Genomic DNA, 23,488 nt, shown 5'->3' on the forward strand with positions numbered 1-23,488 from the left:
TAAACAGGCCTGGATCTTTAAAACGATCTTTAATTTATTCTTACAAAGCCTGCTTAAAAATTGTGCATGTGCACAGTGTTAGTGCTTATTCAAATTAATAGGCTTGAAAATCAATAAACACCATTTAAATCATGTGGTTAAATCTTTCTCAATTTGATGTATTCAATAACACCTAACTACTTCCCTAATGACCAAAACCAAAGTAAACTACGCACCAAGCTGAAAATAAGCTTATAAAACTGCATAAAAGCCGGATCGCGTCGCATTTTTAGTAATTTGTGTCGGATATTTTTACAAATAAAGCAGCCTAAGCTGCGGTGTTTGGCATTAATGGTTTAGTTAGTGTTTTTAAATGTTGTTTTATAAGTAATTTTTATTTTTGGCATAAACCTTGTATTAATACGGAAGTAGTGCACGAAATTTCGGTACTGAGCTTTTTTAGAGGACGGAAGCGATGAAAAAATTTATTTTAGCGGGTCTCCTGGCGTTTTTTGCTTGTCAGGCAAACGCAGGTTTCATTCAGGGTGTAACTGGCGAAGACATGGTAGGTGTTGAAGTTACTGCAACATTTGCTGATGGTGCTTCTGAAACAGCTACATGGGCGGCCATTACTACCGGTGCTGGTGGTGCTTTCGGTATTTTACCTTGGGGTGTGTTACTGGACGGTGATTCGTTCGGTGAGTACGATCCATTAACCGACACTCTGTACGGCGGTTTCTTAATGATGAACTTCTACGATTTCGACATGGTGTCGTTATCGTTCAGCGCACTGTCTGCAGGTTTTGTATTCGATACTGCATTCTTTGACGCTTCTGCTAACGGTTCTGGTTCTGGTCGTGAATTGGCGGCTTCTAACCCAGATGTGTTCGCAGTTTACTCAGACAACTACATGGATGAACTGTACGGCACAATGACTCTGCTGAGTTCTTCTCAGGTAGTTCTGGCTTCTGGTGAGATGGGCGTGTTCTTAACTGACACAGACCAAATTTCTGAAGAAGTTCCAGCCCCAGCAGGCTTTGCAATGATTGCACTGGCTCTGATGGGTATGCGTTTAGCGCGTAAATCATCTAAGTAATATGGAGAATGTAACGATGACTTCTATTGAACAGCGTAATGCGCACGCTCAAAAGCGCGAATACTCGAAGCCTGCGTTACAAAAGGCAGGTAGCCTGGCAGAACTGACTCAAGGTTTTTCTGGAAGCGTTCCAGACGAACAGGGTGGTCACACCAAGCGCAATCCGTTCCAAGGCTAATCGTTAAAAGCCTATTTCATCGCAGAAACCCGGGTAGAGATACCCGGGTTTTTCTTTTTGCGCTGCAAAATAGTAAAAATAGTAAATCATTGATAACACGGTGTTTGTGTGTCGGTTTATTTTACAATCTGAAAACTTCTGATCAGCATTGATCCAAAGCGATCAAATTTTTATTAATAAAAACAAGTAACTAAAATAACTACTAGGATAGGTATAATCTTTGCATTGCTATAAGTGGAAGTAGCAGTACTCTTTTTCACTTTCATTTTAAGGACGTCTAAAATGAGAAAATATATTATCGCAATGACTATGGCTCTGTTTGCCTCTTTCCAGGCTAATGCGTCATATGTTCAGGGTGTTACCGGTGCAGATATGGTTGGCATTTCTGTTACTGTTGAATTTGCTAATGGATCGAGCGAGTCTGCTATTTGGCAAGCAATATCAGCCACCGCTGGCGGTGCGTTTGGTGCTTCTGATTGGGCTTTGATTCTCGACGGTGATTCATTTGGTGAGTACGACTCGGTATCAAACACCTATTATGGTTTGTTCAATTTCTTCAACGGTCCGTTTGACGTTGTTGGTATCACACTTGATATTCTGAGCGAAGGCTTTGTATTTGACACCGCTTTCGGTGATGCTTCTGCAAATGGCTCAGGTGCTGGTCGTGAATTCGTAAGTTCTGATCCTCAGGCAACAGTAAGTTACGGCAGTCTGGTTGAAGACGAGCTGTACGGTACGCTGGATATTTCTGCATTTGTTGCTGCTGGTACTGGTTTAGCATTCATGACAGATACCGACGCAATGGCACAGGGTGAAGTACCTGCTCCTGCTGGCTTATTGTTGGTAGCGTTTGGTTTGTTAGCACTGCGTGCTACTCGTCGCGCTAAGTAAGGGAGTAACTATAATGACATCACAACAGGTAGTTGTTACGGAACAAAATAAAAAGGTTTATGCACAGCCTAAGCTTGATAAAGCGGGTAGTCTGGCTGAGTTAACGCAGGGTTTCTCTGGTAGCGTACCAGACGAGCAGGGCGGTCACACTAAGCGTAATCCTTTCCAAGGGTAAAAGCTTATTAGCTTCTACTTCTAAAAGCCCGGTTTTCCGGGCTTTTTTATAACTTCAAACCTCAAACCCCAAAAAAGCATTAGCTTGCTAAGCATGAGCACGTAATACAAAACCAATGTGCTTACTTTCTTCAGTCACCGCTATTAACAATCAAAACTTCATTGCGACTCAGAATACAAAAAATTTCATTCGCAGGGCCTTCATAGTTACCGTGAATACTTTAGAATCGATAACTGCTAATACCAGCACACACAATGGTAAGGCATTGTAATTACTAAGGCTAAAACGTAAAAGAATAACAATGAACAACCAGTTAGTAAGAAGCACTCACTTGGGCGGTGCGGTAATAATTGGCCTGGGATCGATATTGGGAACCGGCGCTTACGTAAGCGTGGGATTAAGTGCCTCAATTGCGGGTAATTGGCTGGTATGGGCGGTGGCAATTGCCGCTATCACAGCACTGTGCAATGGCTTGTCTTCAGCGCAGCTTGCTTCGGCCCACCCTGTTAGCGGTGGTACTTACGAATACGGATACCGGTTTCTTAATCCGCTAAGCGGCAAAATTGCCGGCGGGTTGTTTGTAGTAGCAAAAAGTGCTTCGGCCGCTACGGCTGCTTTGGCTGTAGCACAATACCTTAACAGTTATTTGGGCATGTCAGCTGCGGTGGTAAAAGTAATCGCACTGATGCTGCTGCTTTTGTTCACCCTGTTTGTGTTGTCGGGTGTGCGCCGCACTAACTGGCTTAATGTAATACTGGTAGCCATTAGCCTTACCGGGCTATTTGTATTTATTGGCATTGCTTTCTCCATGCCAGTAAGTCACCACGAATGGACCGACAATCAATCGGGCGGCTTGTCGGTTTTCCATGCAGCTGCACTGATGTTTGTGGCATTTACTGGCTATGGCCGCATTGCCACCATGGGAGAGGAAATTGTAGATCCTCGCAGGAACATTCCGCGTGCGGTATGGCTTACACTCACTTTGGTAAGCGCGTTGTACATAGTAATAGGTATGGCAATTTTGCATGTTTATAACGCCCCGGTATTTAATCAGGCTACGTTTAAAATTAGCGATTTGGTTGCTGATGCTAGCTGGGCTTGGGTAATCGTAACAGGCGGCGTAGTGGCTATGTGTGGCGTGGTGCTAAACTTAGTGCTGGGCGTGTCTCGCGTGATACTGGCGATGGGGCGCAGAGGTGATTTACCCAAAGGGCTGGCAAAGCTGGATGCCAGCAGCAAATCTGCGCCTGCTGCAACATGGCTAACCTTTAGCATGATGGCCGTGATTGCTTTGCTAACCGAAATAGAAGGCGCCTGGACCCTGAGTGCGTTTACCGTATTGGTGTATTACGGCATTACCAACCTGGCTGCTCTGCGCGTTAGTAAGCACGATCGTTTTATTCCCCGCTGGGTATCGGTGGCTGGGTTTTTTAGCTGTGTGGGCTTGGTTGTATTGGCCGCTTTAGCATAACCGTTATCATTGTGTAAAAGTGCGCAGGCTTACAATTGACATCCCGGGCACCATTAGGCTTGACCCGGGGCCTATTTAAACAGTGTGGGATGTGTATACAAGATCCCATGTCATCCCGGGCTTGACCCGGGGCCTACTCAAACAGGCCGGGATCTTAATTACCGTCACCCCGGGCTTGACCCGGGGTCTACTCAAACAGGCCGGGATCTTAATTACCGTCATCCCGGGCTCGACCCGGGGCCTACTTAAACAGTGTGGGATGTGTATACAAGATCCCCTGTCATCCCGGGCTTGACCCGGGACCTACTCAAACAGGCCGGGATCTTAATTACTGTCACCCCGGGCTTGACCCGGGGCCTAATTAAACAGTGTGCCGATGCTAAACAAGATCCCCGCCTTCGCGGGGATGACGGATGAGGGGGGGGGAATGAAGGATGAGGGCGGGGAATACTTCCCATTACCGTCACCCCGGGCTCGACCCGGGGCCTACTTAAACAGTGTGCCGATGCTAAACAAGATCCCCGCCTTCGCGGGGATGACTGAAAGAACGCGGGGATGACGGATGAGGGCGGGGAAGACTTCCCATTACCGTCATCCCGGGCTTGACCCGGGGCCTACTCAAACAGTGTGCCGATGCTAAACAAGATCCCCGCCTTCGCGGGGATGACGGGAAGAACGCGGGGATGACGGATGAGGACGGGGAATACTTCCCATTACCGTCACCCCGGGCTCGACTCGGGGCCTACTCAAACAGGCCGCGATATCAAATAGTCAGTCATAAATTACTTATTACAATCCATACCTAATAATAGCCACTTATAACCTACGCACGAACAAAATATGTACACTGGACTCATCAACTAGAAGGATGTGTTGAATGAACAAGCAAGACGACAGACAAGCTAAATTAGCCTACCACGCCCCCCAACTGCAGCGTGCAGGCAGCTTGCAAGAATTAACGCAAGGTTTTTCCGGCAGTGTTCCCGACGAACATGGCGGCCATACCAAGCGAAACCCTTTCCAAGGTTAGTGTGTGAAACAAAGTGTGTGTTCTCTAGTTTGCCCCGTTTTTACGGGGCATTTTTTTATCCCGCAGTTTATACAACCCCTTTACACAACTCTTTAAACCCCGCATTCTTACACCACAGGTATGGCAGTAAGCGGATTAAGGAATGTCAGTTAATACTCAACAGGAACTCGCAACATTAAGCAGCGCCCCATTACACGGTGTTACGCTGAACTGCTCCCCTGATCCCACTACAGCAGACACGCCTTACACATTGCAGGTAGCGTTCAACAACATCAGCCCGTTAAGCAATCCCGAACGCGTATGGCAACTTACCGACAAAGGTGAGCGGTACGAGTCGAATATTACGCTGGATCGCCAGCAGCACTGTTACCAGTTACACATAAACTGTGAAGGGCAGGGCAGTTTTCAGCTTCAGCATAACCAACTGGATATCGATTGGCAGGCAAATGGCACAGGCCCCTCGCATTATTTGCAAACGTTAGGTATGTCGCTATTTTTGGAGTTACAAGGCAAGCTGTGCCTGCATGCGAATACCCTGGTTAAACATGATCAGGCGCATTTATTTTTAGCGCCAAGCCGCACAGGTAAATCTACTCTAACCACGTTGCTTACTACATTAGGGTACTCACTCACCACCGACGACATGGCAGCGCTATACCACTTAAATAGCAGCTATCAGGTTTACCCCAGCTGGCCAAAGGTACGTTTGTGGCCCGATAGCGCCGAACTGTTAGAAAAACACTTAACGACGCAACAAGTGCAACAAAAAAAAGTGCACGAACGCTTCGCCAAAAAAGAAATTACCTTTACGCAGCAAAACAATCAGCAAGGCGGCCATATGCCCACACCGGTAAAGGCCATGTATTACCTGAACAGGGTAGATGCACCGGCTAACACCAGTGAGCCTTTAACAATCACACCTATCAACCCCAGTGCTGCACTAATTATACTGATACAAAACAGCATGCTGGGCGATGCTTATCGTGGGTTGGGCATAGAAAAGCAACGCATTATGGCACTCGCTGCCTTGTTGCAGCGCGTTCCTTTTTATCGGGTAACCTATCCAAGCGGATTACACCAGTTACCTGATATTGCCAGCATTCTGGATAAACTCATTCAATCGAAAACACAATAAATTGTCGGGCCAGCAAGGAATACACTGCACAAGAGTGTGAATACGAACGCAAATCAATAAAACATCGTATTTGCAGGCAGCTATGTCGCAAAAAGTGGACTTATACAAAAGTTTAATTAAACTGCCCCCAATATACACAGCCTCAAGTGGTGTACTCCCGGTTTAACGGGAGCCTAAGCAATATCTTCTTCATTTTCTTCAATGTGGTTTTAACTCATCATGAATAAAAGTCGCTACCAAAAACTAGTTGCTATTTATCTGGTTATCGGTTTGCTTTGGATTATTGGCAGTGACTGGCTACTAGCTCAGTTTATTGGCGATTTTTCAGATTCCTATGCAATATCAGCAGCCAAAGGCATGGCCTTTGTAATACTAATGTCGGGTATGTTATACGTGCTGTTAATGCGTTTAAACAAAGCAGAAAGCAAAGTTGCCACCACTATTACGCACAGTACAGAACAACTGGTGCTGAATAAAATTCCGACGTTTTTCCAGAATATTCCCATGCTTACCTATGCCCTGGATTGGGATGGCAAAACCCTTCGTACACTCTGGGTAAGCGAAAACCTACAGGAAATCCTGGGTTACTCTAACGAAGAAGCCTTGCAACCTGGTTGGTGGGAAAAATGCGTACACCCCGACGACCGCCTGCGCGCCCTGGAAGAGAGCAAAAGCATTCTGGCAAACGGTGGGGGCGATCACTACTACCGGGTTAAGCACGCAAACGGGCACTATGTGTACTTTCACGACGAACTGCGCCGGGTAGAAAGCGTGTCGGCCAATTGCTTTGTAGGCATATGGCGCGATATCAGCACCGAAGAATCCGCGCTGGAACAAGTGCAGGAATATTCTACCAAGCTGGAAAAAACCATTCTGGGTACCATAACAGCCATTGCACACATGGTAGAGCTGCGCGACCCCTATACCGCTGGGCATGAGTCGCGGGTAGGCGATTTGGCTGCCGCCATAGCGCTGGAAATGGGCTTAGACATGGATACCCAGTATGGCCTTCGCATAGCTGGGTTGTTACACGATATTGGTAAAATAAGCGTGCCGGCAGAGTACCTCACCAAACCTACACGCCTCACCGATGCTGAATTTGAGATCATTAAATCTCACGCCTGTAACGGGTTCAGCATTCTTAAAAGTATCGACTTCCCCTGGCCGGTAGCCGAAGTAGCGTATCAGCATCACGAACGCCTGGATGGCACTGGTTACCCAAGGGGCTTAAAGGGCGACGAGATCCTGCTGGAAGCACGCATTATCGCGGTAGCGGATGTAATTGAATCTATGGCCACCAACCGCCCATACCGCCATGCGTTGGGTATTAAAAAAGCCTTGCAGGAAATCGAAAGCAATGCGGGAAGGTTATACGATACCGAAGTATGCAACGCCGCACTTACACTTTTCCGCCAGAAGAATTACCAGTTGGGTGATTAGTAGGATTGTACAGTTTATACAATCATGTTCAGGAAGTATCAGAAGTTATATTGCAGGTTTATATCTCTATAATTTGAAGTATTGTTTGCCTAAATTTAAAGAATGTAGCATTTTGATGGGAAAAGGACTTTTTATGCAAAGTATCATTATTCACAAACTTCAAGATCTCAATTCCGCATGGGTGGTAATAGTAGCGCCTCACTCTAATGTGAAACCATCGCGATTTGAAAGTGAAGGATTAGTTGTTACTACAGATAGTGATCCATCTACTTTAGAATTAGAAATAATCGAGAAATATAACTTCAAAGGCTCCTTCTTTGATGATGACTCCTTAAATACTATTTCTAACTTTGCTTCTGAAAATGTTCCTAAAAAATTTAGATTAAAAGCAACCATACCTGGAGGGTTCTGGTATCGATTTTCTAATCATAATGAGAAGATGTCCACCTATATCAAGACTAATCAGTATTTGGTTATTCTTGAGGACGAAAGTTATGTTGCCGCTGTTATTGGTAGTATTGGAAAGGATATTGACTATTCCTTTCTACAATTTTCGGAACAACAATCTTCAAGAATTTCATTAGGAAATGTGGCAAAACTAATCGTTGGTCCCGGGAAGCGACGAGGAGCGATTAAAGAACTCCAGTCTTTTACTAGGGGGGCAAGGAAGGTTAGTGTAATTGATCCATATATTTTGGGTACTGTAACTGGCAAATGCGAGGTTCATGAGCAATTCATTACGTTGATAGAAAGAAAAGCGACCAGTGATTTGGTACTCAGACAGCTAAGAGAAATGCAAGGCAGAAGCTTTGGTTCAGTTGACAAGCTAACCTCTTACATTAAACGAAAGATCTCAGTATCGGATAATGATTTGATGATAATTCAGAAAATTGCTGAGAGGCTCTTTGTTAAGGAATGCTACGTTTCTGACTTTATGAAAGCTGTCGGAAACAAATACACTAATGAATTGAATATATTCTTCAGTAGTAGTCATGCTAATTCAAAGAAAGTTAAGGACGATATTGGAACTCAGTTTTCAGGGAGAACTCGGTTTTGTGATCTTGACAGCCATGAAGAATTGTTTGTACACGATAGAATTTGGGTTGTTGATTCGTCAAAGGCGGTTGTGGTTGGTAATTCATTCGGTGGGCTAGGTATGAATGCAATATCGTTTATACTTCCGTTGCCTTTAGCCGATTTGGAAGCATTAAAGAAAGAGATGAAAGCAACGGGTATAGATATTTAACGCAAATTAACGTTCGACTAATCGGTTTGTTTGGAAAATACGACAATTCGGGACATCCCAAACAACATAGTCCAGTAAACTAACCAAAATACCAGTAAAAAAACTGGCACCCCATTTGCTCATTCTTTACATTAAAAATCGGCCCTAATTACAATAACGGGCCAACAAAAAAACAAACGTAACTAAATCGATTAAAAACACGCACTCACAGCGCCAATCTACACACTGGTTTGGCATTCAGCGTATTTGCGGTATAGTTACGAAATGGTGCAAAAGCACCATTTTGGTGATTCATTTAATTGTCACGCTGGGGCAATACCATTAGAATCTCCAGCTTACGCATTCATGTTGTATTGGGAATTACCAAGGGATGGTATTCAATGAACGAAAACGGCGGATTCATTCGCAACAATATTAATCAGTTTGCCTTCATCTACCGACTGATCGATATTTTAATTATCCAGCTGTGTTTAGCTGTTTCCGCAATGGCGTACATAGGCAAATTCGACACCAAGTACTTTGTATTGGGGTTGGTGTCTAATATGGCGTATCTCTTCTTTGCCGAACTCTTTGTGTTATACCGCTCCTGGCGCAACGGGTCCTTCAAAGAGATGCTGTTTTACACCGTAAGCAGTTGGCTGCTTACGCTGTTCCCACTGTTTATATTCCTATTCTTTACCAAGCAAACCGAGTACTTTTCGCGGGTTACCCTGGGTTTATGGATAATCAGCACCACTACCTTGTTGTGCCTGTGGCGAGCTTTATTCCGCCAGTTCCTTATTTCCATTCGCAAAAAAGGCTATAACACCCGTTCAGTGGGCATTATTGGCTTAACAAAGCGCGGATTAGATTTAGCCAACGAAATAGTTAACTACCCGGAAGCAGGCTATAAGCTTACCGCCATATTCGACGAACGCGCCCCTGAACGGCTGAACGACAAATACCTGCACAAACTGGCAGGTGGTATTGCCGATGGCGTAAAAATGGCACAGGAAGGCAAAATAGAAATACTGTTTATTGCCCTGCCGCTTACCAACAAAGAGCGCATAGAAAACATATTAAAAGAACTGGGCGACACCACGGTAGACGTACACTTAGTGCCAGACATTTTTACTTTTAACCTACTGCACTCCCGCATGGGACACGTAGGCGAAATTCAAACTATAAGCATATACGACACCCCCATGCGCGGCGGGTACTCCATTATGAAACGTATGGAAGACGTAGTACTAGCGTTTTTAATCCTAACCGTAATAGCGCTGCCCATGCTGATTATTGCCACCATTATTAAAATTACCTCACCAGGCCCAGTGTTATTTAAGCAAGACCGCTACGGCATGGACGGCAAAAAAATAAAAGTGTGGAAGTTCCGCTCCATGCGGGTAATGGATAACGGCGAAGTAGTTAAGCAAGCCACTAAAAACGATCCGCGGGTAACCAAGTTTGGCGCATTCCTGCGCAGAACCAGCTTAGACGAACTGCCCCAGTTCTTTAACGTTATACAGGGCACTATGTCGGTAGTGGGCCCAAGGCCACACGCAGTAAGCCACAACGAAGAATACCGGAAAAAAGTAGCCTACTACATGCTGCGCCACAAAATGAAGCCAGGTATAACCGGGTGGGCGCAGGTAAACGGATGGCGTGGCGAAACCGATACCGTAGAAAAAATGGAAATGCGTATAAAGTACGATTTAGAGTACATCCGTAACTGGAGTATATGGATGGACTTTAAGATTGTAGTGTTTACGGTGTTTAGAGGGTTTGTGGGAAAGAATGTCTACTGAAGAAAAGTGCACATATATAATAGTAAATCGAATTAGTTATGCCGGTGGCGCCGAACAGATAGCAATAAAATCTGCATTGTATATTCGTGAAATAGGCTTTTTAGTTACAATAATATGTATATCGATAGAAGACGACGACCTCTACAATGAAATTGAAAGGTCTGGTATCAAAATAATAGTTTTAGAACAAAGAAATTATCTTTCGAAAGGAGACTCTAAAGATAAATACGAGAAATTATGGGACCAAATAAATGATATATATAATCCTAGGATAGAAATATTTATTAAAAAAAATATAAGGCCAGGAAGTATTGTTTTAGCTCATAAAATTAGAGGTTTTTCTCCATCGATTTTTAAATGGATTTCACAATTAAATTGTAATGTTTTATATACTACTCATGATTATGAGTTCTTCAATTATAACGCTAAAATAATTAGTGGTGGGTATTTATCAAAGTTGTATTATCTACTTTTTAGAATAAAATATTTAAAGTATATTGATAAAATTTTGGTTCCTAGTCAATTTTTAAAAAATGAAATTTCAAGAATATATAAAATAGACAAGAATATAGAAGTACTACATAATTTTATCGAGGATTTTAAGTATAAAGAAGGAGACATAGATAGACAATTTGCATTGGGGTATTTTGGAAGAATAGAGGATATTAAGGGGGTAAAAGAGTTTTGTGCCGCAGCAGCTAATACAGAAAGAAAAACGATAGTAGTAGGTCAGGGATCTATTTTAGCCGATTTGAAGGAAGAGTATAAAAATTCACATTTTCTTTTTACAGGAAACGTAGATAAGGAGGATGTACTTAACTATATGAGAATGACAAAAGTGGTAGTTGTCCCTTCTTTATGGAACGAAACATTTGGTTTAGTAGTTGCCGAGGCAATTTCCTGTGGATGTTTTGTATTGGTAAGTGAATTTGGTGCTTTGAAAGAAGTATTGAATTTATGCCCCAACCGAGGACGGGTTATTAGTAAATCTGAAATAGTTGATAAAAGTAAATTTTCTGAAATTTTGAAAGAAACATCTGATAAGGTAAATAATTTATATATAAATATTGATATGTTGACTATCAGTAATTATCACAAAAAGCTAATGGAACTACTAGATAATGTTAAGATTGGATAGAATTTTATTTAAGTATTATCCAATTGCATGGATTGCTGGATTAAGCTTATTTTATTTTCATATAATTGTGATATTACAATCTATAAAAACATTAAATAGAAAAAATATTAAGATAGTACCGACAGAAATCGTACCAATAATTCTTTATATTTCAATTTACTTATTCTCCCTTGCATTTAATTCATATGGCTCTCCATTAGATAGAATAATTGCAAGTGCCTATAATCTTTCTTTTTGGGTTTTAGGCGTTTTGACGGTATTGGTTCTTTATCATAATCGAGAAGAAATAGATTATAATAGTCTTAAGAGGGGAGCAGAATTACTTTTGATAATTATATTTATTTCAGCCCTCCTATGCCTAACTGGGTCTTATAATGAAATAAAATTTGATTCGTTACTGGCAAAAGCGATTAACGTTAACTCTATGCCGCAATTAATAGTTGATTCTACGGTATTAAAGGTATTCACTTCAGACTGGTTTGACGGCGGCAGCTCAGTTAGAAACGCAATCCTTTCACCATATGCTACTGCAACAGCAGCAGTATCGATAATGCTCTTTACAATTATTACATTAAAATCAAATGTGAAAAGCTTGGAGTTCACGATTTGGGCTTTGATTACACTTATCTGCGTAATATCTACTTTCTCAAGACTCTTAGTCGCTCTCTATCTATTACATTTACTTGTTCTTTATAGTTCTGAACTTAAGCGAAGTCTTAAAATATATTTAATAATGATATTTGCAACTTTGTGTATTTTAACATTTCCTATGTTATTGAAGGCTTGGAGTGAAATTAACAATTTGAGATCTGGAAGCAGTGCCATTAGATTTTTAGCATATGAAGCCACATATGAAAAGGCAATGGCCGAAAATCCGATTTTCGGCTTGGGGGTGAAAGATAGAGGAGTATTTTTTATCCCACTCGGATCACATTCTACATTTTTAGGTGCTTTTCTAAAAACCGGAATTTTTGGTTTGCTTTTTTTAATTACATATAGTGTGTTAATTATATTTAGATTTTCTCTTGAGTTTCTCAGAACAGAAGTTAATAGATGTAAAGTTAGGTTGATTTCGATTTTAATGGTTATGACTACCTTTTGGATTTTTGAAGATATCGATGCAGCACAGTTGTTAAGTGTTTGTTATTTTTTTATGCTTGGATTATATACAACTAAAAGAGAAATTCAGTGAGTAGAGATGATCAACTAATCACATCATTGAGAAAAATTGCCAATTTTGATATTTCAGACTTGGATGATAAGAAGAGTAGAGCGTATACTTTTGTCAATCCTTATTCTGTAAAGTTGCTTTCAGAATCTAATATACAAATAAATCAATTTGATAAGATTTATGTTGATGGCATTCTAATGGTTTTTATCTTGCGATTGTTATTTAATATAAGAGTAAAGAGACATAGCTTTGATTTTACATCTTTGGCGGATGTAGTCATCGGGTATGCTTGCAACCAAGATAAACCAATAGCTTTTATTGGCAGCGACTTTGAATCAAATCAATTATTTTGTAGTAAAATTCGATCTCAATATAAAGATATAAATTTAGGGTATTCGAGAGATGGATATTTCGGTAAAGAAGAATACCCAGCTCTTAGAAATTTTATTCAAGAAAATTCTATTGCTATAGTTATTTTAGGAATGGGCACTCCTAAACAGGATGAGCTTGCTATTTATCTTAAATCACAGCTGTCCAATATAATTATTTTTACATGTGGTGGTTTTATTCATCAACACGCATCAACTGAGAATGAAATTTATTATCCACATATAATAGATAAGCTGAACTTGCGTTTCTTATATAGAATTTTTGACGAGCCAAAGTTATTAAAAAGATATATATATGAGTATCCAAGATCGATATTTTGGTTATTTAAATTAGCTTTTAAGGATAAAAATGTTTAGAAGGCTAAAGGAAATATCGGAAAGGTTTTCAAATGAAAGCAATGTCTTAATTTATCAAATGGGGAAAGTTGGTTCTACTTCGCTTGAAAAATCAATACCCAATAGCATTCATATTCACACTTTATACGGTAATGCTCCGTGTTGGGTATTTCAGAAACAACATAGAAGTGGGATTCGTGCGCTATTTGGATTTATTGGTGATTTGATAAAGCGAAGCTGTATTTTAAAAAGGAAAAAAGTAAAGATAATTACTTTGGTTAGAGATCCCTATAAACGTAATTTATCTATGTTTTTTCAGGATATATCTCACTGGATTTATAATTATTTGGGCTCAAAAGGGGCTGATTGTAGAACTGATGATAATGAATTTCTCTTTCAAGTGTTTGAAAATTCGTTTGACCAGGATTACTTACATCTTTGGTTCGATAAAGAGATTCGTCGCTTTACTGGAATAGATGTGTATAACCGTAATTTTTCTGATTTGGGATTTGAACTATATAAAAAGGATAAGTTTGAAGTACTACTCCTTAGAGCTGAAGATTTGAACGATAATATTAAGATAATCGAAGAGTTTTTGGGCTTTGAAATTAGCTTTTCGTCTTCTAATGTTGGTGATAATAAGTGGTATTCCAGTTTATACAAAGATTTTAGAATTCAAGCTGAGGATAAACTTTTAACATATAAGCAAAATTTAAAAAAAAGCAGGTTTTATAGACATTTTTATAAGGTCTAGTTTATGTGGCAAATGGCACTAAATTTTTGTAAGTCAGATTTATTCTGTCAAATAGTTGTCAATTTTTCTTTAAAGATCGTAGGTGTGTTATTTGGATTTTTATTGACTCTGGTCGTTGCTCGTTACATAGAAATTTCTGTTGCAGGTGATTTTTTTTTCTTGATGTCACTTGGTTTTATTATTGGTACAGTTTTTAAATTCGGATTGGACCAGTCTACCATTCGGTTTGTCAGTACTTCTGATGTAAAAAGTCATGCGCATATAAATATAATGCAATCAGTACTTCTAATTTCTATTATTTTCACTTCGAGTTTGTTGTTTTTATGCTTAACTTTTTTATATTTATTTCACAATACGCTTTTATTATTTGACGTATATGTTTTAGTTGTAATTAATGCAATTTTTTGGGCTCTTTTCAATTTGATTGCAATGGGATTTCAGGGCTTGTCATTTAGTAAAACTTCTGTTTTCTTTATGAATATATGTAGTAATGCTTTATTTTTAATTTTTTTTATTTTGCTTCGCCCTACTAGTTTATATTCACTTTTGTTTATTCTACTTTGCTCGTCAGCTTTTTGTTTCTTGCTCTCTTATTTGTTTTTCTTTAGACAGCATCTTTTTTTCTTTACACGTTCTATTGATTTTACAATTCTACGTTCTTCTATCCCGCTTTTTTTTGTTTCAATACTGGGTCAATTATTGTTCTGGGGGGGGCAGTTATTTCTTGGTCTGTTTGAAAGTTCAGAGTCAGTCGCAATATTTGCTGTTTGTCAAAGATTATCTTTGCTTGTGAGCTTTGTGCTCACCACTACTAATTTTATTCTATCACCAAAGATTGCAAGGTTTGCTGCTGCAGGGAATTTTAAGGACATAGAGTTGTTGTGTAAGAAAGGAATCGTAATAACTTCAGGAGTTAGTTTTCCAGTATTTGTTTTCATATTTTTCTTCCCAGACTTATTATTGAATATGTTTGGAACCGAGTATGTGATTGGTACTAAGTGCCTACTTATACTGATTATAGGACAAGCCATAAATGTTTTTTTCGGTCCTGTTATTTATATTTTATCCATGTCAGGTTTTGAAAAAGATCTAACTAAGTGCTCCTTATTAGCCGGTGCGACACTAGTGTTAGCATCACTGTTGTTGATAGATGCTTATGGTATTGAGGGTGCAGCCATTGCCACTATACTAGCTATATTTGTACAGACCTTTTTAGCTAGTTTTTACGTGAAGTACCGTTTGAACATATTTTTTTATAGGTTAAGTTAGTTAAGTCTGGCATGAATATTTCTAATTACAAAAAATTAAACATATTCGATCTTTTTATTTTTAATTCGAATAAGATGGTCTTTTATAGTTTAATTAGAACACTAGCTTGTTCTGGGAAGCCAGCGGTCATTGTAACCCCTAATGTCGATCATTACGTTAGAATTTCTAAATCAACTACGATCAAAGAGTTATATTCTAGTGCTGATTTTTGTATCAACGATAGTAGAGTAATGGCGATCCTAGTAAAGGTAATTTTGAATAAAAATATCTCCGTAATTACAGGCAGTGACATTACCTCTATGATTTTGCGTAGAGGAGATTTTACTAGTTTTAAAATTTTGATTGTAGGAGCTCCGGACCCCATGTTCTCTCAAATACATCAAGGTTTAAATTCTATGAACACAAACATTTCGCATGTTTGTCCGAGTTTTGGTTTTATTGATAAACCAGATGAAGTAGATAGTATTTCTGATATTATTGTACAAGAAAATGCCGATATTTTGTTTTTAGCTTTGGGTAGTCCCCAACAAGAATTTTTAGCACATTTTATTAAACCAAGATTAAAGAAGGGTATAATTTTGTGTGTAGGTGCCAGTATAGATTACTTAACCGGTAAAGAAAAAAGAGCGCCGAAATTCATACAAGCTATGTATCTGGAATGGTTGTTTAGGTTTGCTCAATCGCCCATAAAGCGCTTCAGGCGCTATTTTATTAACTGCCCTCAAATCATTTATTATCTTTTGCGTGAGCGATTTCTATCTAAATAGCTTTAAGCGCATGTATTGCATTTGTGTAGCGATAGTACGCTTAAAACTATCAACCAGTATTATTTGCAGTAAAGCTTGCTGCAGCTTTCGTCTGAGCGATTTAACGGGGTAGTTTTTACTAAGTAGATATCTTCCTATTTTTATCCGCAATGATGCTGAGATAGGTTGATTGAATGACTTAATTGTTAGTTTTGTGTCTTCTAGTTCAGTAATGAGTAAGTGTGTAATTAATTGGCATCCCCAGGCTTTACATATTTGCTCTAAACCCCGAGAGCTCATCTTTAGCTTGTTTAAAAGACTCGATGCGTCTAAAAGGCTGTGATGCGGCAAATATCCATCACCAAATATATGTAAAGCTGCGTGAATAAAATTATGCTCTGGGCCCATTACTCTTATTGCTGGCGTATTGAATTGTGGGTGCTCTCTGCTTAATGCAAAGATGTCTGCATTGCATATAGAAAACAGTTTAGGATTAGTAAGGTCTGTATGTACATCAATAAACAGTGTTGGATCTTGTTTACTTATCCAGCTTTGTTCATACAAGCCATCAAATGGCTGTGAATCTGATTTGTTGTGTAAGTAGGCAACCTTTTGAAGGATCTGCTCCAGCTTATCTTTTTCGTTGCTTCTGATAAGCATGTCGATATCTGAATTTCCCCGACAGCGCTGATTTGGGTAGAGGTAACCATTTAGTGCGGATGATTTCAGCAAGACTACTGTTATTGAATGTAATTCAAACTCTCTGGCAATACTCCGAATAAATGCCTGTTGCTTTAAGTTGGTTGCAATTATTGCCATTTTAATTGCATTGAATTTTGCTTTTTGAGTTTCAGTGATTGGCAGGTCTGTTGTGGATTGAATTGGTAGTAAGGCGGCGAAACGTTGCAGGTGTGGGTACTTTAAAACAAGCTCGATTAGTTGTTTGCGTTCAAAGTTGGTTAGTTCTTTTCGCAAACATTGGTGATAAAAATAGTACGTTTCATTAATGGCTAATTTCATGTTTCTTAATGTTTGATGCGCCGCCGGTTTTTAAAATGCCTTGGCGCCTCAAAAGGCGCCAAGTATCTTTTAATTAGTTGTTCTCTAGGTTCTCGAACTTAAGATTTGGCTTTCTCTACACCATAGTAACTGTCTTGATAGTAATGTTCGCCGTAGTAGCTCATCTTCTGAGGTGAAGCCTGGGTAAGCACTACACCCGTTATAGTGGCGTTAACCTTGCGTAAGCGGGTAATGGTTTCTTTGGCCATACTGATCTTTGTTTCTTCCGCTTTTACTGCCACTATGGTTGCATCAACCATTTTAGCTAATACGCATGAATCACTCACCGGTAGGGTAGGCGGGCTGTCTATTACTATGTGTGTAAAGCGCTCACGCAATGAATGCAGTAGGTTAGCAAACCGTTTGCTGGAAATAAGCTCCATTGGGTTTGGAGGAATAGTACCACACGTAATTACGCTTAAGTTTGGCGCGCCTTCTACCTGATGGAATACGTTGGTATCGGTTTTACCGCTTAACAGGTCACTCAGGCCCATATCGGCTTTTATGCCGAGGTCTTTACCCACTGCCGGCTTACGTAAGTCCATTTCTATCAGCAGCGTTTTATCCATTTGGCTTAACGCCACAGCCAGGTTAATGGCCAGTGTAGTTTTACCTTCTGAGCCATTAGTTGAGGTAATCAAAATGGATTTAGGCGGGTTATCTATGTTCGAGAATATTAAACCTGTTCTTATGGTATTAATAGCCTCGGCAAAGGTACTGCGTTGGTCGGTTATATATTGCTTCTCTGGCTCAACACTGCCCTTTTTCTTCTTAACTAGTGGGGTAACCCCTAACGAAGGTAAAGCCAGTTCATGTTCAAGCTGATCTGGTGTTCTAAATACGTTGCCCATTAATTCACGAGCAAACGCAAATACCACACCAAAGAACACACCAAATACCAAACTTGCGGCCACAATCAGTGATGCACGGGGTTTAACCGGAAATTCTGGGATTGTAGCGTTGTCGATAATACGAATGTTGGATGCATCGTAATCACCAGATACATCGGCTTCCATGAGTTTACCTAAGAAGCTTTCATAAACACGGCGGTTGTTTTCTACTTCGCGTTCCAAGCGGGTAAGCTCAAAACTATCGCCCTGATAACTTTGTAAATCGGTTCTGGTTTGATCTATTAATTCACGAACATTGCGCTCTTGGGTTTGCGCTGCACGGTATTCGTTTTTAATGTTCTCTACAATTTTGGCTGCTTCTCTGTCCAGGTTTACCTGTGCACTGGCAAGATCAGAACGGGCTGCAATCATTTTAGGGTGCTTTTCGCCGTAACGTTCGCTGAGTTCCTGCACTTTACGGCTTAGGGTGGATTCTTCCCTAACCAAATCGCGAATGGTATTGCTTTGTAATACCGGCCCAATAGAACGGTAATCGCCACCACTTCGCTCGGCTTGCGTAACTTGCGCATATAATTCCTGAGCCTGAGAAAGCTGAGTTTGCGCGCGTACTAACTCAGTATTTAAAGTTTGCAGTTGCGTGTTGGCTAAGCGTTCTTGTTGCTCAGTATCCATTAAGTTTTGCGATAAACGGAAGTTACGCAGTTTATCTTCCGATTCCTGCAATGTTATGCGCAGTTCTTCTAACTGTTCGCTAAGCCACTCGGCAGTGTCTTTGATTTGACTTAAACGAGACTCTAAACCAAATTCTATATAGGCTTCGCTAATAGCGTTAACCACATCAGCTGCTAAAGCCGGATCTTCGTTCATGTAGCTGATATTAATTATTTGGCTTTGAGTACCGCCATTTACGGTCAGACCAGCTTGTATTGCCTGCGCTAGCATTGTGCGCAATTGTGAATCGCTTAATTCAACCGGGGCTTGCTTAGCTTCGTCAGATGGCAATAACTCTTTAATCGATTTTTTAATACTGCTAATTACACTTTCGTTTTCGCCAGACGCTTTTAATTCAGCCTGTTCTTTTTTATAGCGAACAACCAGATTTAACTTATCAACTACGGTTTCGGCAACTTTACGCGATTGAATGATTTCGTATTGTGTTTCGTAAAACAAAAACACCATGGAATTCATTATATATTGATCTTGAGCTGTAGCATTTGGCTGTACTGGGTCGGCTTGTATTTTTGCGGATGCCTGAAAAATAGGGGTGGCTTTCGAAACGTAAAAAATACCCAATGCAATAAAGCAAAGCGTAATTAAAGCAATGCTCCATTTGCGGCGCTTTAAAATGCGAATGTACTGGCCTAGGTCTATTACGTCGTTGTCGCTCGTGCTACGAGCGGAGTAGCTATCCATTCTTTCCATACTTCAATTCCTTTAGAAAAAGCTTTCTTCTACTGTAATGACGTCACCTGGCTGCACTGGTGTAGTGAGATCGGCTGTTATTGGCATTCCATTAGAGTTTTCGCGCACGAGTAAAATTTTGCTTCTGGAAGCGCGTTCGGTAAAGCCTCCAGCCAGCGTAATTGCACGTTGAACTGTCATACCCTCACGGTAACTGTATCCACCGGGTTTACTCACTTCCCCGTTAACATAAAACTGCCGGTATTCTACTATGGTTACAGTAATATCTGGTTTCTTTAAGTAGTCGCCCAAATACAAATTGTGAATAGCTTGCTCTGCTTGTGCAATGCTTAAACCCTTAACGTTTACTTGCCCGATTAGTGGCATGGCAATGGTGCCTGTACTCGAAACTCTGGCTTCGCGTAAGCTTAAATCGGGCTCGTCGAATACACTTACCGAAATAACATCATCCGCACCTAGTTTGTAGTGCTGTAAATCCTGAGCGTATGCACTTGTGCTAACAACTAAACACGTCAGGATTGTAAACAAGAAATAAGTGAATAATGCTCTTTTCGAATTTAATATGTTATGCATTTTATTCATCCATTGAAAATATTACATTTATTCCAAAAATGTTGGCTTCGAATTCAGCTAACAAATCAGTAGAGTCACGTTGTTCGTATGAGTAACTTAAACCTACTGCTATATTACGCAGAACTGAGTATTCTAATGCTATTTTTGAGATAAAACGGTCGTCTTTACGCGCTGTTGTAAATACCAATTCGTCGCTGGCATAACCTGCACTAGCTTCTATTTTCATCAATTCTGATAATTCGTGGCTAAGATTAAGTCCGTAGCTAGTGCGGAGAAAACCACCAGTCTGTTCTAGAGATGAATCTATTGATTCTCTTCTAGCAACCATTTCCAATGTTGTATAGGTGTTAATCGACCAATTAACTTGCCCGTTATAGGCTAGGCCATCAATATCACGAAGTGTTTCTAGATCATAATCACGGTCTTGGTAACCAATATTTATATCGCCAGAGAGTTTATTGGTAAAATCCCATGTTAATCCAACTCTATATCGCTTGTAGATATTATCCAGCTCAAATCCGTTTACGTTTTCATAGTCATTGTCAGCATATATGGTTTCCAAATAAGCACGCGTCTTTGGGGCTAATCTGAATGTAAAACGACCGATAAATTCGTCACTCACAAAATCTAAGAAATTCAGGTTGTTATTTATGTGATCTTTTTGGTTTTTACGATACTCTAAAGCTATTCTCCCAGCTGCACTTTCACCACCATAAGCAAATCCGGCTAAAAAATAGTTCTGGTTGAATTTGTTGTATTCAGTAATGTCGAGTTGAATTCGGTTTATTGAACCTGGATCTTCATGTTCTTTTTGATAACCGGCTTCAAATTTACTTGTGAATCTCAACGAATGATCAAAATTAATCTTTGCGCGAATATCATGATCGCTGTAATCAGCATCGCTGGTATCGGCAAACTTTGAATAATCGCCGTTATAGCTAAGCTCGAAACGCTGTTTGCCAAAACCGCCAATTAACTTTAATTCGGGAGCAACGGAAAGGTAGGTGTCTGACTGCGCAAGGTCGTCGGTTACACGGTAAATGTTGTCGTCGTGCGCCAGTGTGGTATCGGCTTTTGCAAAAAAGCCGGTTGCATCTTCCTGTGCCAAAGCCATTGAACTGCAAAGGGCTAAAGCAATTGTTGATAATGTAAATTTAGTACGGTTACGCATTCCTGTTACTTCCATAAACCTTTAAACCAATCCCAGATTCCCAGGGAAAAACCTTTAAATAAGTTAATTCCAAGGGCCGATTTTATTAAATACAGCACCAACAAGCCAAACAGTGTTGATGCGCCAATAAACGTAGCAATGAATAATGCAAATGTAATTGCTGATATTTGCTTTTCCCGGCGAGTTAAATCCCGACGGTTTCGGCCCATTAATAAAACAAAATAAATTTGACGCTTAACAAACGGTACAGGGAAGGTAGAACGAATATCTACTGAGTGCTTTTTCCAGCTTCTTGCGCCTAACGCGCTGTGCAGGTGCGACAGTTGTTCTTCGGTAAACGAATTGGCAACCTCGGGTGGCATTCTGTCGAGTATGCTTTGTAAGGCTGGATCGTTAGTAGATTGAGATGTACTTCTATTCACCGTGATCCCTGTAATTTACCTTTTATTATTTGCACCGTTTAAGTGCTACATATTGCAACATTTTGGCGCGTTTTGCATACAAAAAATGCAGTACGTCCAATGTGCTACAACTTACAAGCGTGTTTACGTTATTGCAATGCAATTATCTATCCAACATCTTACAGTATTGTGATGCTTACGAACACTGGTTGATGAGCATGTGTGCAAGGGGCTGTGATTTTAATTGTTGTGTGAAGTGGTTGGTGCAGTAAGTAATTAAGAATTAAGAGTAGTTTTTTTGCGCATGTGGTTGGTATTATGCAAATGTATAAAGTTTAACCTTTAAGGGATTGCAGAGTAGCACTATGAAAAAAGCGCTTATTACCGGTGTAACCGGCCAGGATGGTTCATACCTAGCTGAGTTGTTGTTAGAAAAAGGGTATGAGGTTCACGGTATAAAGCGTCGTGCGTCTTTGTTTAATACGGAGCGTGTGGATCATATTTACGAAGATCCCCGTCATGCCAAACCAAAGTTCTTTTTGCATTATGGTGACTTAACGGATACGTCTAACCTTACGCGCATTTTGCAGGAAGTGCAGCCCGACGAAGTTTATAATCTGGGGGCTCAGTCGCATGTGGCGGTATCGTTCTTGTCGCCGGAGTATACGGCCGATGTAGATGCGCTTGGCACATTGCGGTTGTTAGAAGCCATCCGTTTTTTAGGCATGGAAAAGAAAACGCGATTTTATCAGGCGTCTACGTCTGAAATGTATGGCTTGGTGCGGGAAACCCCACAAACCGAAACCACTCCATTTCATCCTCGTTCGCCCTATGGTGTAGCAAAACTGTATGCCTATTGGATTGCGGTTAATTACCGCGAATCTTATGGCATGTATGCTTGTAATGGTATTTTGTTCAACCATGAATCACCTCGCAGAGGTGAAACCTTTGTTACCCGCAAAATCACTCGTGGAATTGCTAATATTTCTCAGGGATTAGAGCCGTGTTTGTATCTGGGGAATTTAGATGCGCTGCGGGACTGGGGGCATGCAAAAGATTATGTGCGTATGCAATGGATGATGCTTCAGCAAGATACCCCGGAAGATTATGTTATTGCCACGGGTAAACAGATTTCTGTGCGCGAATTTGTGCGAATGAGCTGCAAAGAAGCGGGGATTGAAGTGGAGTTTAGCGGTACTGGGGTGAATGAAATTGCTACGGTTACTCAGGTTGATAAAAGCATTGCGCCAGGTGTTAGCGTGGGCAAAGTTATTATAAAAATCGACCCGTGTTATTTTCGCCCGGCAGAAGTAGATACCTTACTTGGTGATCCTTCCAAGGCAAAAATAAAGCTGGGGTGGGAGCCAGAGATAACCGTTGAACAAATGTGCGCCGAAATGGTGGCGTCTGATCTTCAAAAGGCACGTCAGCATGCTTTACTGAAAAAACATGGCTACGAAGTGCCTGTTGCTAAAGAATAATTAGGTTAGTTTTCGTTACTTAATTGTGTTTTATGTCGCATGTATTTCTCCATGCGATTTTTGTGTTATTCATTGCTTCTGCTGCTTTTTGCGTTATTCCCGCGTTTTTTCTACCATCATCCCCGCGTTTCAATCACTGTCATCCTCGTGTTCCAATAACCGTCATCCCCGCGCAGGCGGGGATCTTGTTTGGCTTTTGTACGTTGTTTGGGTAGGCCCCGGGTCGAGCCCGGGATGACGGAATGTGGGCCGGGTGACAGAAAGGGAGTGTCATCTTCGCGTTCTAATAACTTTCATCCCGC

The 23,488-nt window shown here is 40.6% G+C and carries 22 protein-coding genes; 17 read left to right on the forward strand and 5 right to left on the reverse strand.

Annotation, left to right across the window (positions count from 1 at the left end):
- Positions 1-454: 454 nt before the first annotated feature.
- The 16 genes from FJ444_RS20100 to FJ444_RS20175 all read left to right on the forward strand — a co-directional run bounded on the left by FJ444_RS20100 (position 455) and on the right by FJ444_RS20175 (position 16,249).
- The gene (locus FJ444_RS20100; RefSeq protein WP_140961529.1) at positions 455-1,075 is read left to right on the forward strand and encodes a hypothetical protein; all 621 of its coding nucleotides are present in this window, start codon (positions 455-457) and stop codon (positions 1,073-1,075) included.
- A 16-nt stretch (positions 1,076-1,091) separates the two neighbouring features.
- Complete coding sequence (locus FJ444_RS20105; RefSeq protein WP_140961531.1) at positions 1,092-1,253, forward strand: lasso RiPP family leader peptide-containing protein; 162 nt, start codon at positions 1,092-1,094, stop codon at positions 1,251-1,253.
- Between the two features lie 282 nt (positions 1,254-1,535).
- A complete protein-coding gene (locus FJ444_RS20110) occupies positions 1,536-2,144 on the forward strand; it encodes a hypothetical protein (RefSeq protein ID WP_140961533.1) in 609 nt (202 codons plus the stop codon).
- A gap of 13 nt (positions 2,145-2,157) precedes the next feature.
- Positions 2,158-2,319 carry a lasso RiPP family leader peptide-containing protein gene (locus FJ444_RS20115; protein ID WP_140961535.1) on the forward strand — a complete coding sequence of 54 codons (162 nt, stop codon included), beginning with the start codon at positions 2,158-2,160 and terminating at the stop codon, positions 2,317-2,319.
- Between the two features lie 301 nt (positions 2,320-2,620).
- A complete protein-coding gene (locus FJ444_RS20120) occupies positions 2,621-3,790 on the forward strand; it encodes an APC family permease (RefSeq protein WP_140961537.1) in 1,170 nt (389 codons plus the stop codon).
- A gap of 877 nt (positions 3,791-4,667) precedes the next feature.
- Positions 4,668-4,820 carry a lasso RiPP family leader peptide-containing protein gene (locus FJ444_RS20125; protein WP_140961539.1) on the forward strand — a complete coding sequence of 51 codons (153 nt, stop codon included), beginning with the start codon at positions 4,668-4,670 and terminating at the stop codon, positions 4,818-4,820.
- 142 nt (positions 4,821-4,962) lie between these two features.
- A complete protein-coding gene (locus tag FJ444_RS20130; protein WP_140961541.1) occupies positions 4,963-5,955 on the forward strand; it encodes a hypothetical protein in 993 nt (330 codons plus the stop codon).
- A 219-nt stretch (positions 5,956-6,174) separates the two neighbouring features.
- Positions 6,175-7,395, forward strand: coding sequence for an HD domain-containing phosphohydrolase (locus FJ444_RS20135; RefSeq protein WP_140961543.1), 1,221 nt, complete (start codon positions 6,175-6,177; stop codon positions 7,393-7,395).
- 133 nt (positions 7,396-7,528) lie between these two features.
- Positions 7,529-8,641 carry a hypothetical protein gene (locus tag FJ444_RS20140; RefSeq protein WP_140961545.1) on the forward strand — a complete coding sequence of 371 codons (1,113 nt, stop codon included), beginning with the start codon at positions 7,529-7,531 and terminating at the stop codon, positions 8,639-8,641.
- A gap of 380 nt (positions 8,642-9,021) precedes the next feature.
- Entirely contained in the window at positions 9,022-10,425 is a 1,404-nt protein-coding gene (locus tag FJ444_RS20145; RefSeq protein ID WP_140961547.1) for an undecaprenyl-phosphate glucose phosphotransferase, read from the forward strand.
- The gene (locus tag FJ444_RS20150) at positions 10,415-11,563 is read left to right on the forward strand and encodes a glycosyltransferase (protein ID WP_140961549.1); all 1,149 of its coding nucleotides are present in this window, start codon (positions 10,415-10,417) and stop codon (positions 11,561-11,563) included. Before FJ444_RS20145 ends, FJ444_RS20150 begins: the two co-directional genes overlap by 11 nt.
- Positions 11,547-12,755 (forward strand): O-antigen ligase family protein, encoded by a 1,209-nt coding sequence (locus FJ444_RS20155; RefSeq protein ID WP_140961551.1) that lies wholly within the window; start codon positions 11,547-11,549, stop codon positions 12,753-12,755. Before FJ444_RS20150 ends, FJ444_RS20155 begins: the two co-directional genes overlap by 17 nt.
- Positions 12,752-13,480 (forward strand): WecB/TagA/CpsF family glycosyltransferase, encoded by a 729-nt coding sequence (locus tag FJ444_RS20160; protein ID WP_140961553.1) that lies wholly within the window; start codon positions 12,752-12,754, stop codon positions 13,478-13,480. The genes FJ444_RS20155 and FJ444_RS20160 overlap by 4 nt, the downstream gene beginning before the upstream one ends.
- The gene (locus tag FJ444_RS20165) at positions 13,473-14,213 is read left to right on the forward strand and encodes a putative capsular polysaccharide synthesis family protein (RefSeq protein ID WP_140961555.1); all 741 of its coding nucleotides are present in this window, start codon (positions 13,473-13,475) and stop codon (positions 14,211-14,213) included. Before FJ444_RS20160 ends, FJ444_RS20165 begins: the two co-directional genes overlap by 8 nt.
- A gap of 3 nt (positions 14,214-14,216) precedes the next feature.
- Positions 14,217-15,482, forward strand: a complete 1,266-nt coding sequence (locus FJ444_RS20170) for an oligosaccharide flippase family protein (RefSeq protein WP_140961557.1) — start codon at positions 14,217-14,219, stop codon at positions 15,480-15,482.
- Between the two features lie 11 nt (positions 15,483-15,493).
- Positions 15,494-16,249, forward strand: a complete 756-nt coding sequence (locus FJ444_RS20175; RefSeq protein ID WP_140961559.1) for a WecB/TagA/CpsF family glycosyltransferase — start codon at positions 15,494-15,496, stop codon at positions 16,247-16,249.
- Here the strand turns inward: FJ444_RS20175 and FJ444_RS20180 are convergent.
- From FJ444_RS20180 to FJ444_RS20200, 5 genes are all read right to left on the reverse strand, one after another.
- Positions 16,238-17,248, reverse strand: a complete 1,011-nt coding sequence (locus tag FJ444_RS20180) for a nucleotidyltransferase family protein (protein ID WP_140961561.1) — start codon at positions 17,246-17,248, stop codon at positions 16,238-16,240. The genes FJ444_RS20175 and FJ444_RS20180 overlap by 12 nt on opposite strands.
- A gap of 98 nt (positions 17,249-17,346) precedes the next feature.
- The gene (locus tag FJ444_RS20185) at positions 17,347-19,560 is read right to left on the reverse strand and encodes a polysaccharide biosynthesis tyrosine autokinase (RefSeq protein ID WP_140961563.1); all 2,214 of its coding nucleotides are present in this window, start codon (positions 19,558-19,560) and stop codon (positions 17,347-17,349) included.
- 12 nt (positions 19,561-19,572) lie between these two features.
- A complete protein-coding gene (locus FJ444_RS20190) occupies positions 19,573-20,133 on the reverse strand; it encodes a polysaccharide biosynthesis/export family protein (RefSeq protein WP_140961565.1) in 561 nt (186 codons plus the stop codon).
- Between the two features lies 1 nt (position 20,134).
- Positions 20,135-21,304 (reverse strand): outer membrane beta-barrel protein, encoded by a 1,170-nt coding sequence (locus FJ444_RS20195; RefSeq protein WP_181405250.1) that lies wholly within the window; start codon positions 21,302-21,304, stop codon positions 20,135-20,137.
- A gap of 5 nt (positions 21,305-21,309) precedes the next feature.
- A complete protein-coding gene (locus FJ444_RS20200; protein ID WP_181405251.1) occupies positions 21,310-21,726 on the reverse strand; it encodes a 3-phosphoshikimate 1-carboxyvinyltransferase in 417 nt (138 codons plus the stop codon).
- Positions 21,727-22,070: 344 nt separating this feature from the next.
- Here FJ444_RS20200 and gmd point away from each other — a divergent pair, with 344 nt between their 5' ends.
- The gene (gene gmd, locus FJ444_RS20205) at positions 22,071-23,186 is read left to right on the forward strand and encodes a GDP-mannose 4,6-dehydratase (protein WP_140961570.1); all 1,116 of its coding nucleotides are present in this window, start codon (positions 22,071-22,073) and stop codon (positions 23,184-23,186) included.
- Positions 23,187-23,488: the final 302 nt, after the last annotated feature.

The sequence above is a fragment of the Aestuariibacter sp. GS-14 genome, assembly GCF_006494365.1.
In the GTDB taxonomy this organism is placed as follows: domain Bacteria; phylum Pseudomonadota; class Gammaproteobacteria; order Enterobacterales; family Alteromonadaceae; genus Alteromonas; species Alteromonas mangrovi.

Excerpts from the sequence above, each read along its gene's own strand:
- FJ444_RS20100 (WP_140961529.1), top strand. The coding sequence starts at position 455 with ATGAAAAAATTTATTTTAGCGGGTCTCCTGGCGTTTTTTGCTTGTCAG.
- FJ444_RS20105 (WP_140961531.1), top strand. The coding sequence starts at position 1,092 with ATGACTTCTATTGAACAGCGTAATGCGCACGCTCAAAAGCGCGAATAC.
- FJ444_RS20110 (WP_140961533.1), top strand. The coding sequence starts at position 1,536 with ATGAGAAAATATATTATCGCAATGACTATGGCTCTGTTTGCCTCTTTC.
- FJ444_RS20115 (WP_140961535.1), top strand. The coding sequence starts at position 2,158 with ATGACATCACAACAGGTAGTTGTTACGGAACAAAATAAAAAGGTTTAT.
- FJ444_RS20120 (WP_140961537.1), top strand. The coding sequence starts at position 2,621 with ATGAACAACCAGTTAGTAAGAAGCACTCACTTGGGCGGTGCGGTAATA.
- FJ444_RS20125 (WP_140961539.1), top strand. The coding sequence starts at position 4,668 with ATGAACAAGCAAGACGACAGACAAGCTAAATTAGCCTACCACGCCCCC.
- FJ444_RS20130 (WP_140961541.1), top strand. The coding sequence starts at position 4,963 with ATGTCAGTTAATACTCAACAGGAACTCGCAACATTAAGCAGCGCCCCA.
- FJ444_RS20135 (WP_140961543.1), top strand. The coding sequence starts at position 6,175 with ATGAATAAAAGTCGCTACCAAAAACTAGTTGCTATTTATCTGGTTATC.
- FJ444_RS20140 (WP_140961545.1), top strand. The coding sequence starts at position 7,529 with ATGCAAAGTATCATTATTCACAAACTTCAAGATCTCAATTCCGCATGG.
- FJ444_RS20145 (WP_140961547.1), top strand. The coding sequence starts at position 9,022 with ATGAACGAAAACGGCGGATTCATTCGCAACAATATTAATCAGTTTGCC.
- FJ444_RS20150 (WP_140961549.1), top strand. The coding sequence starts at position 10,415 with ATGTCTACTGAAGAAAAGTGCACATATATAATAGTAAATCGAATTAGT.
- FJ444_RS20155 (WP_140961551.1), top strand. The coding sequence starts at position 11,547 with ATGTTAAGATTGGATAGAATTTTATTTAAGTATTATCCAATTGCATGG.
- FJ444_RS20165 (WP_140961555.1), top strand. The coding sequence starts at position 13,473 with ATGTTTAGAAGGCTAAAGGAAATATCGGAAAGGTTTTCAAATGAAAGC.
- FJ444_RS20170 (WP_140961557.1), top strand. The coding sequence starts at position 14,217 with ATGTGGCAAATGGCACTAAATTTTTGTAAGTCAGATTTATTCTGTCAA.
- FJ444_RS20175 (WP_140961559.1), top strand. The coding sequence starts at position 15,494 with ATGAATATTTCTAATTACAAAAAATTAAACATATTCGATCTTTTTATT.
- FJ444_RS20180 (WP_140961561.1), bottom strand. The coding sequence starts at position 17,248 with ATGAAATTAGCCATTAATGAAACGTACTATTTTTATCACCAATGTTTG.
- FJ444_RS20185 (WP_140961563.1), bottom strand. The coding sequence starts at position 19,560 with ATGGAAAGAATGGATAGCTACTCCGCTCGTAGCACGAGCGACAACGAC.
- FJ444_RS20190 (WP_140961565.1), bottom strand. The coding sequence starts at position 20,133 with ATGCATAACATATTAAATTCGAAAAGAGCATTATTCACTTATTTCTTG.
- FJ444_RS20195 (WP_181405250.1), bottom strand. The coding sequence starts at position 21,304 with ATGCGTAACCGTACTAAATTTACATTATCAACAATTGCTTTAGCCCTT.
- gmd (WP_140961570.1), top strand. The coding sequence starts at position 22,071 with ATGAAAAAAGCGCTTATTACCGGTGTAACCGGCCAGGATGGTTCATAC.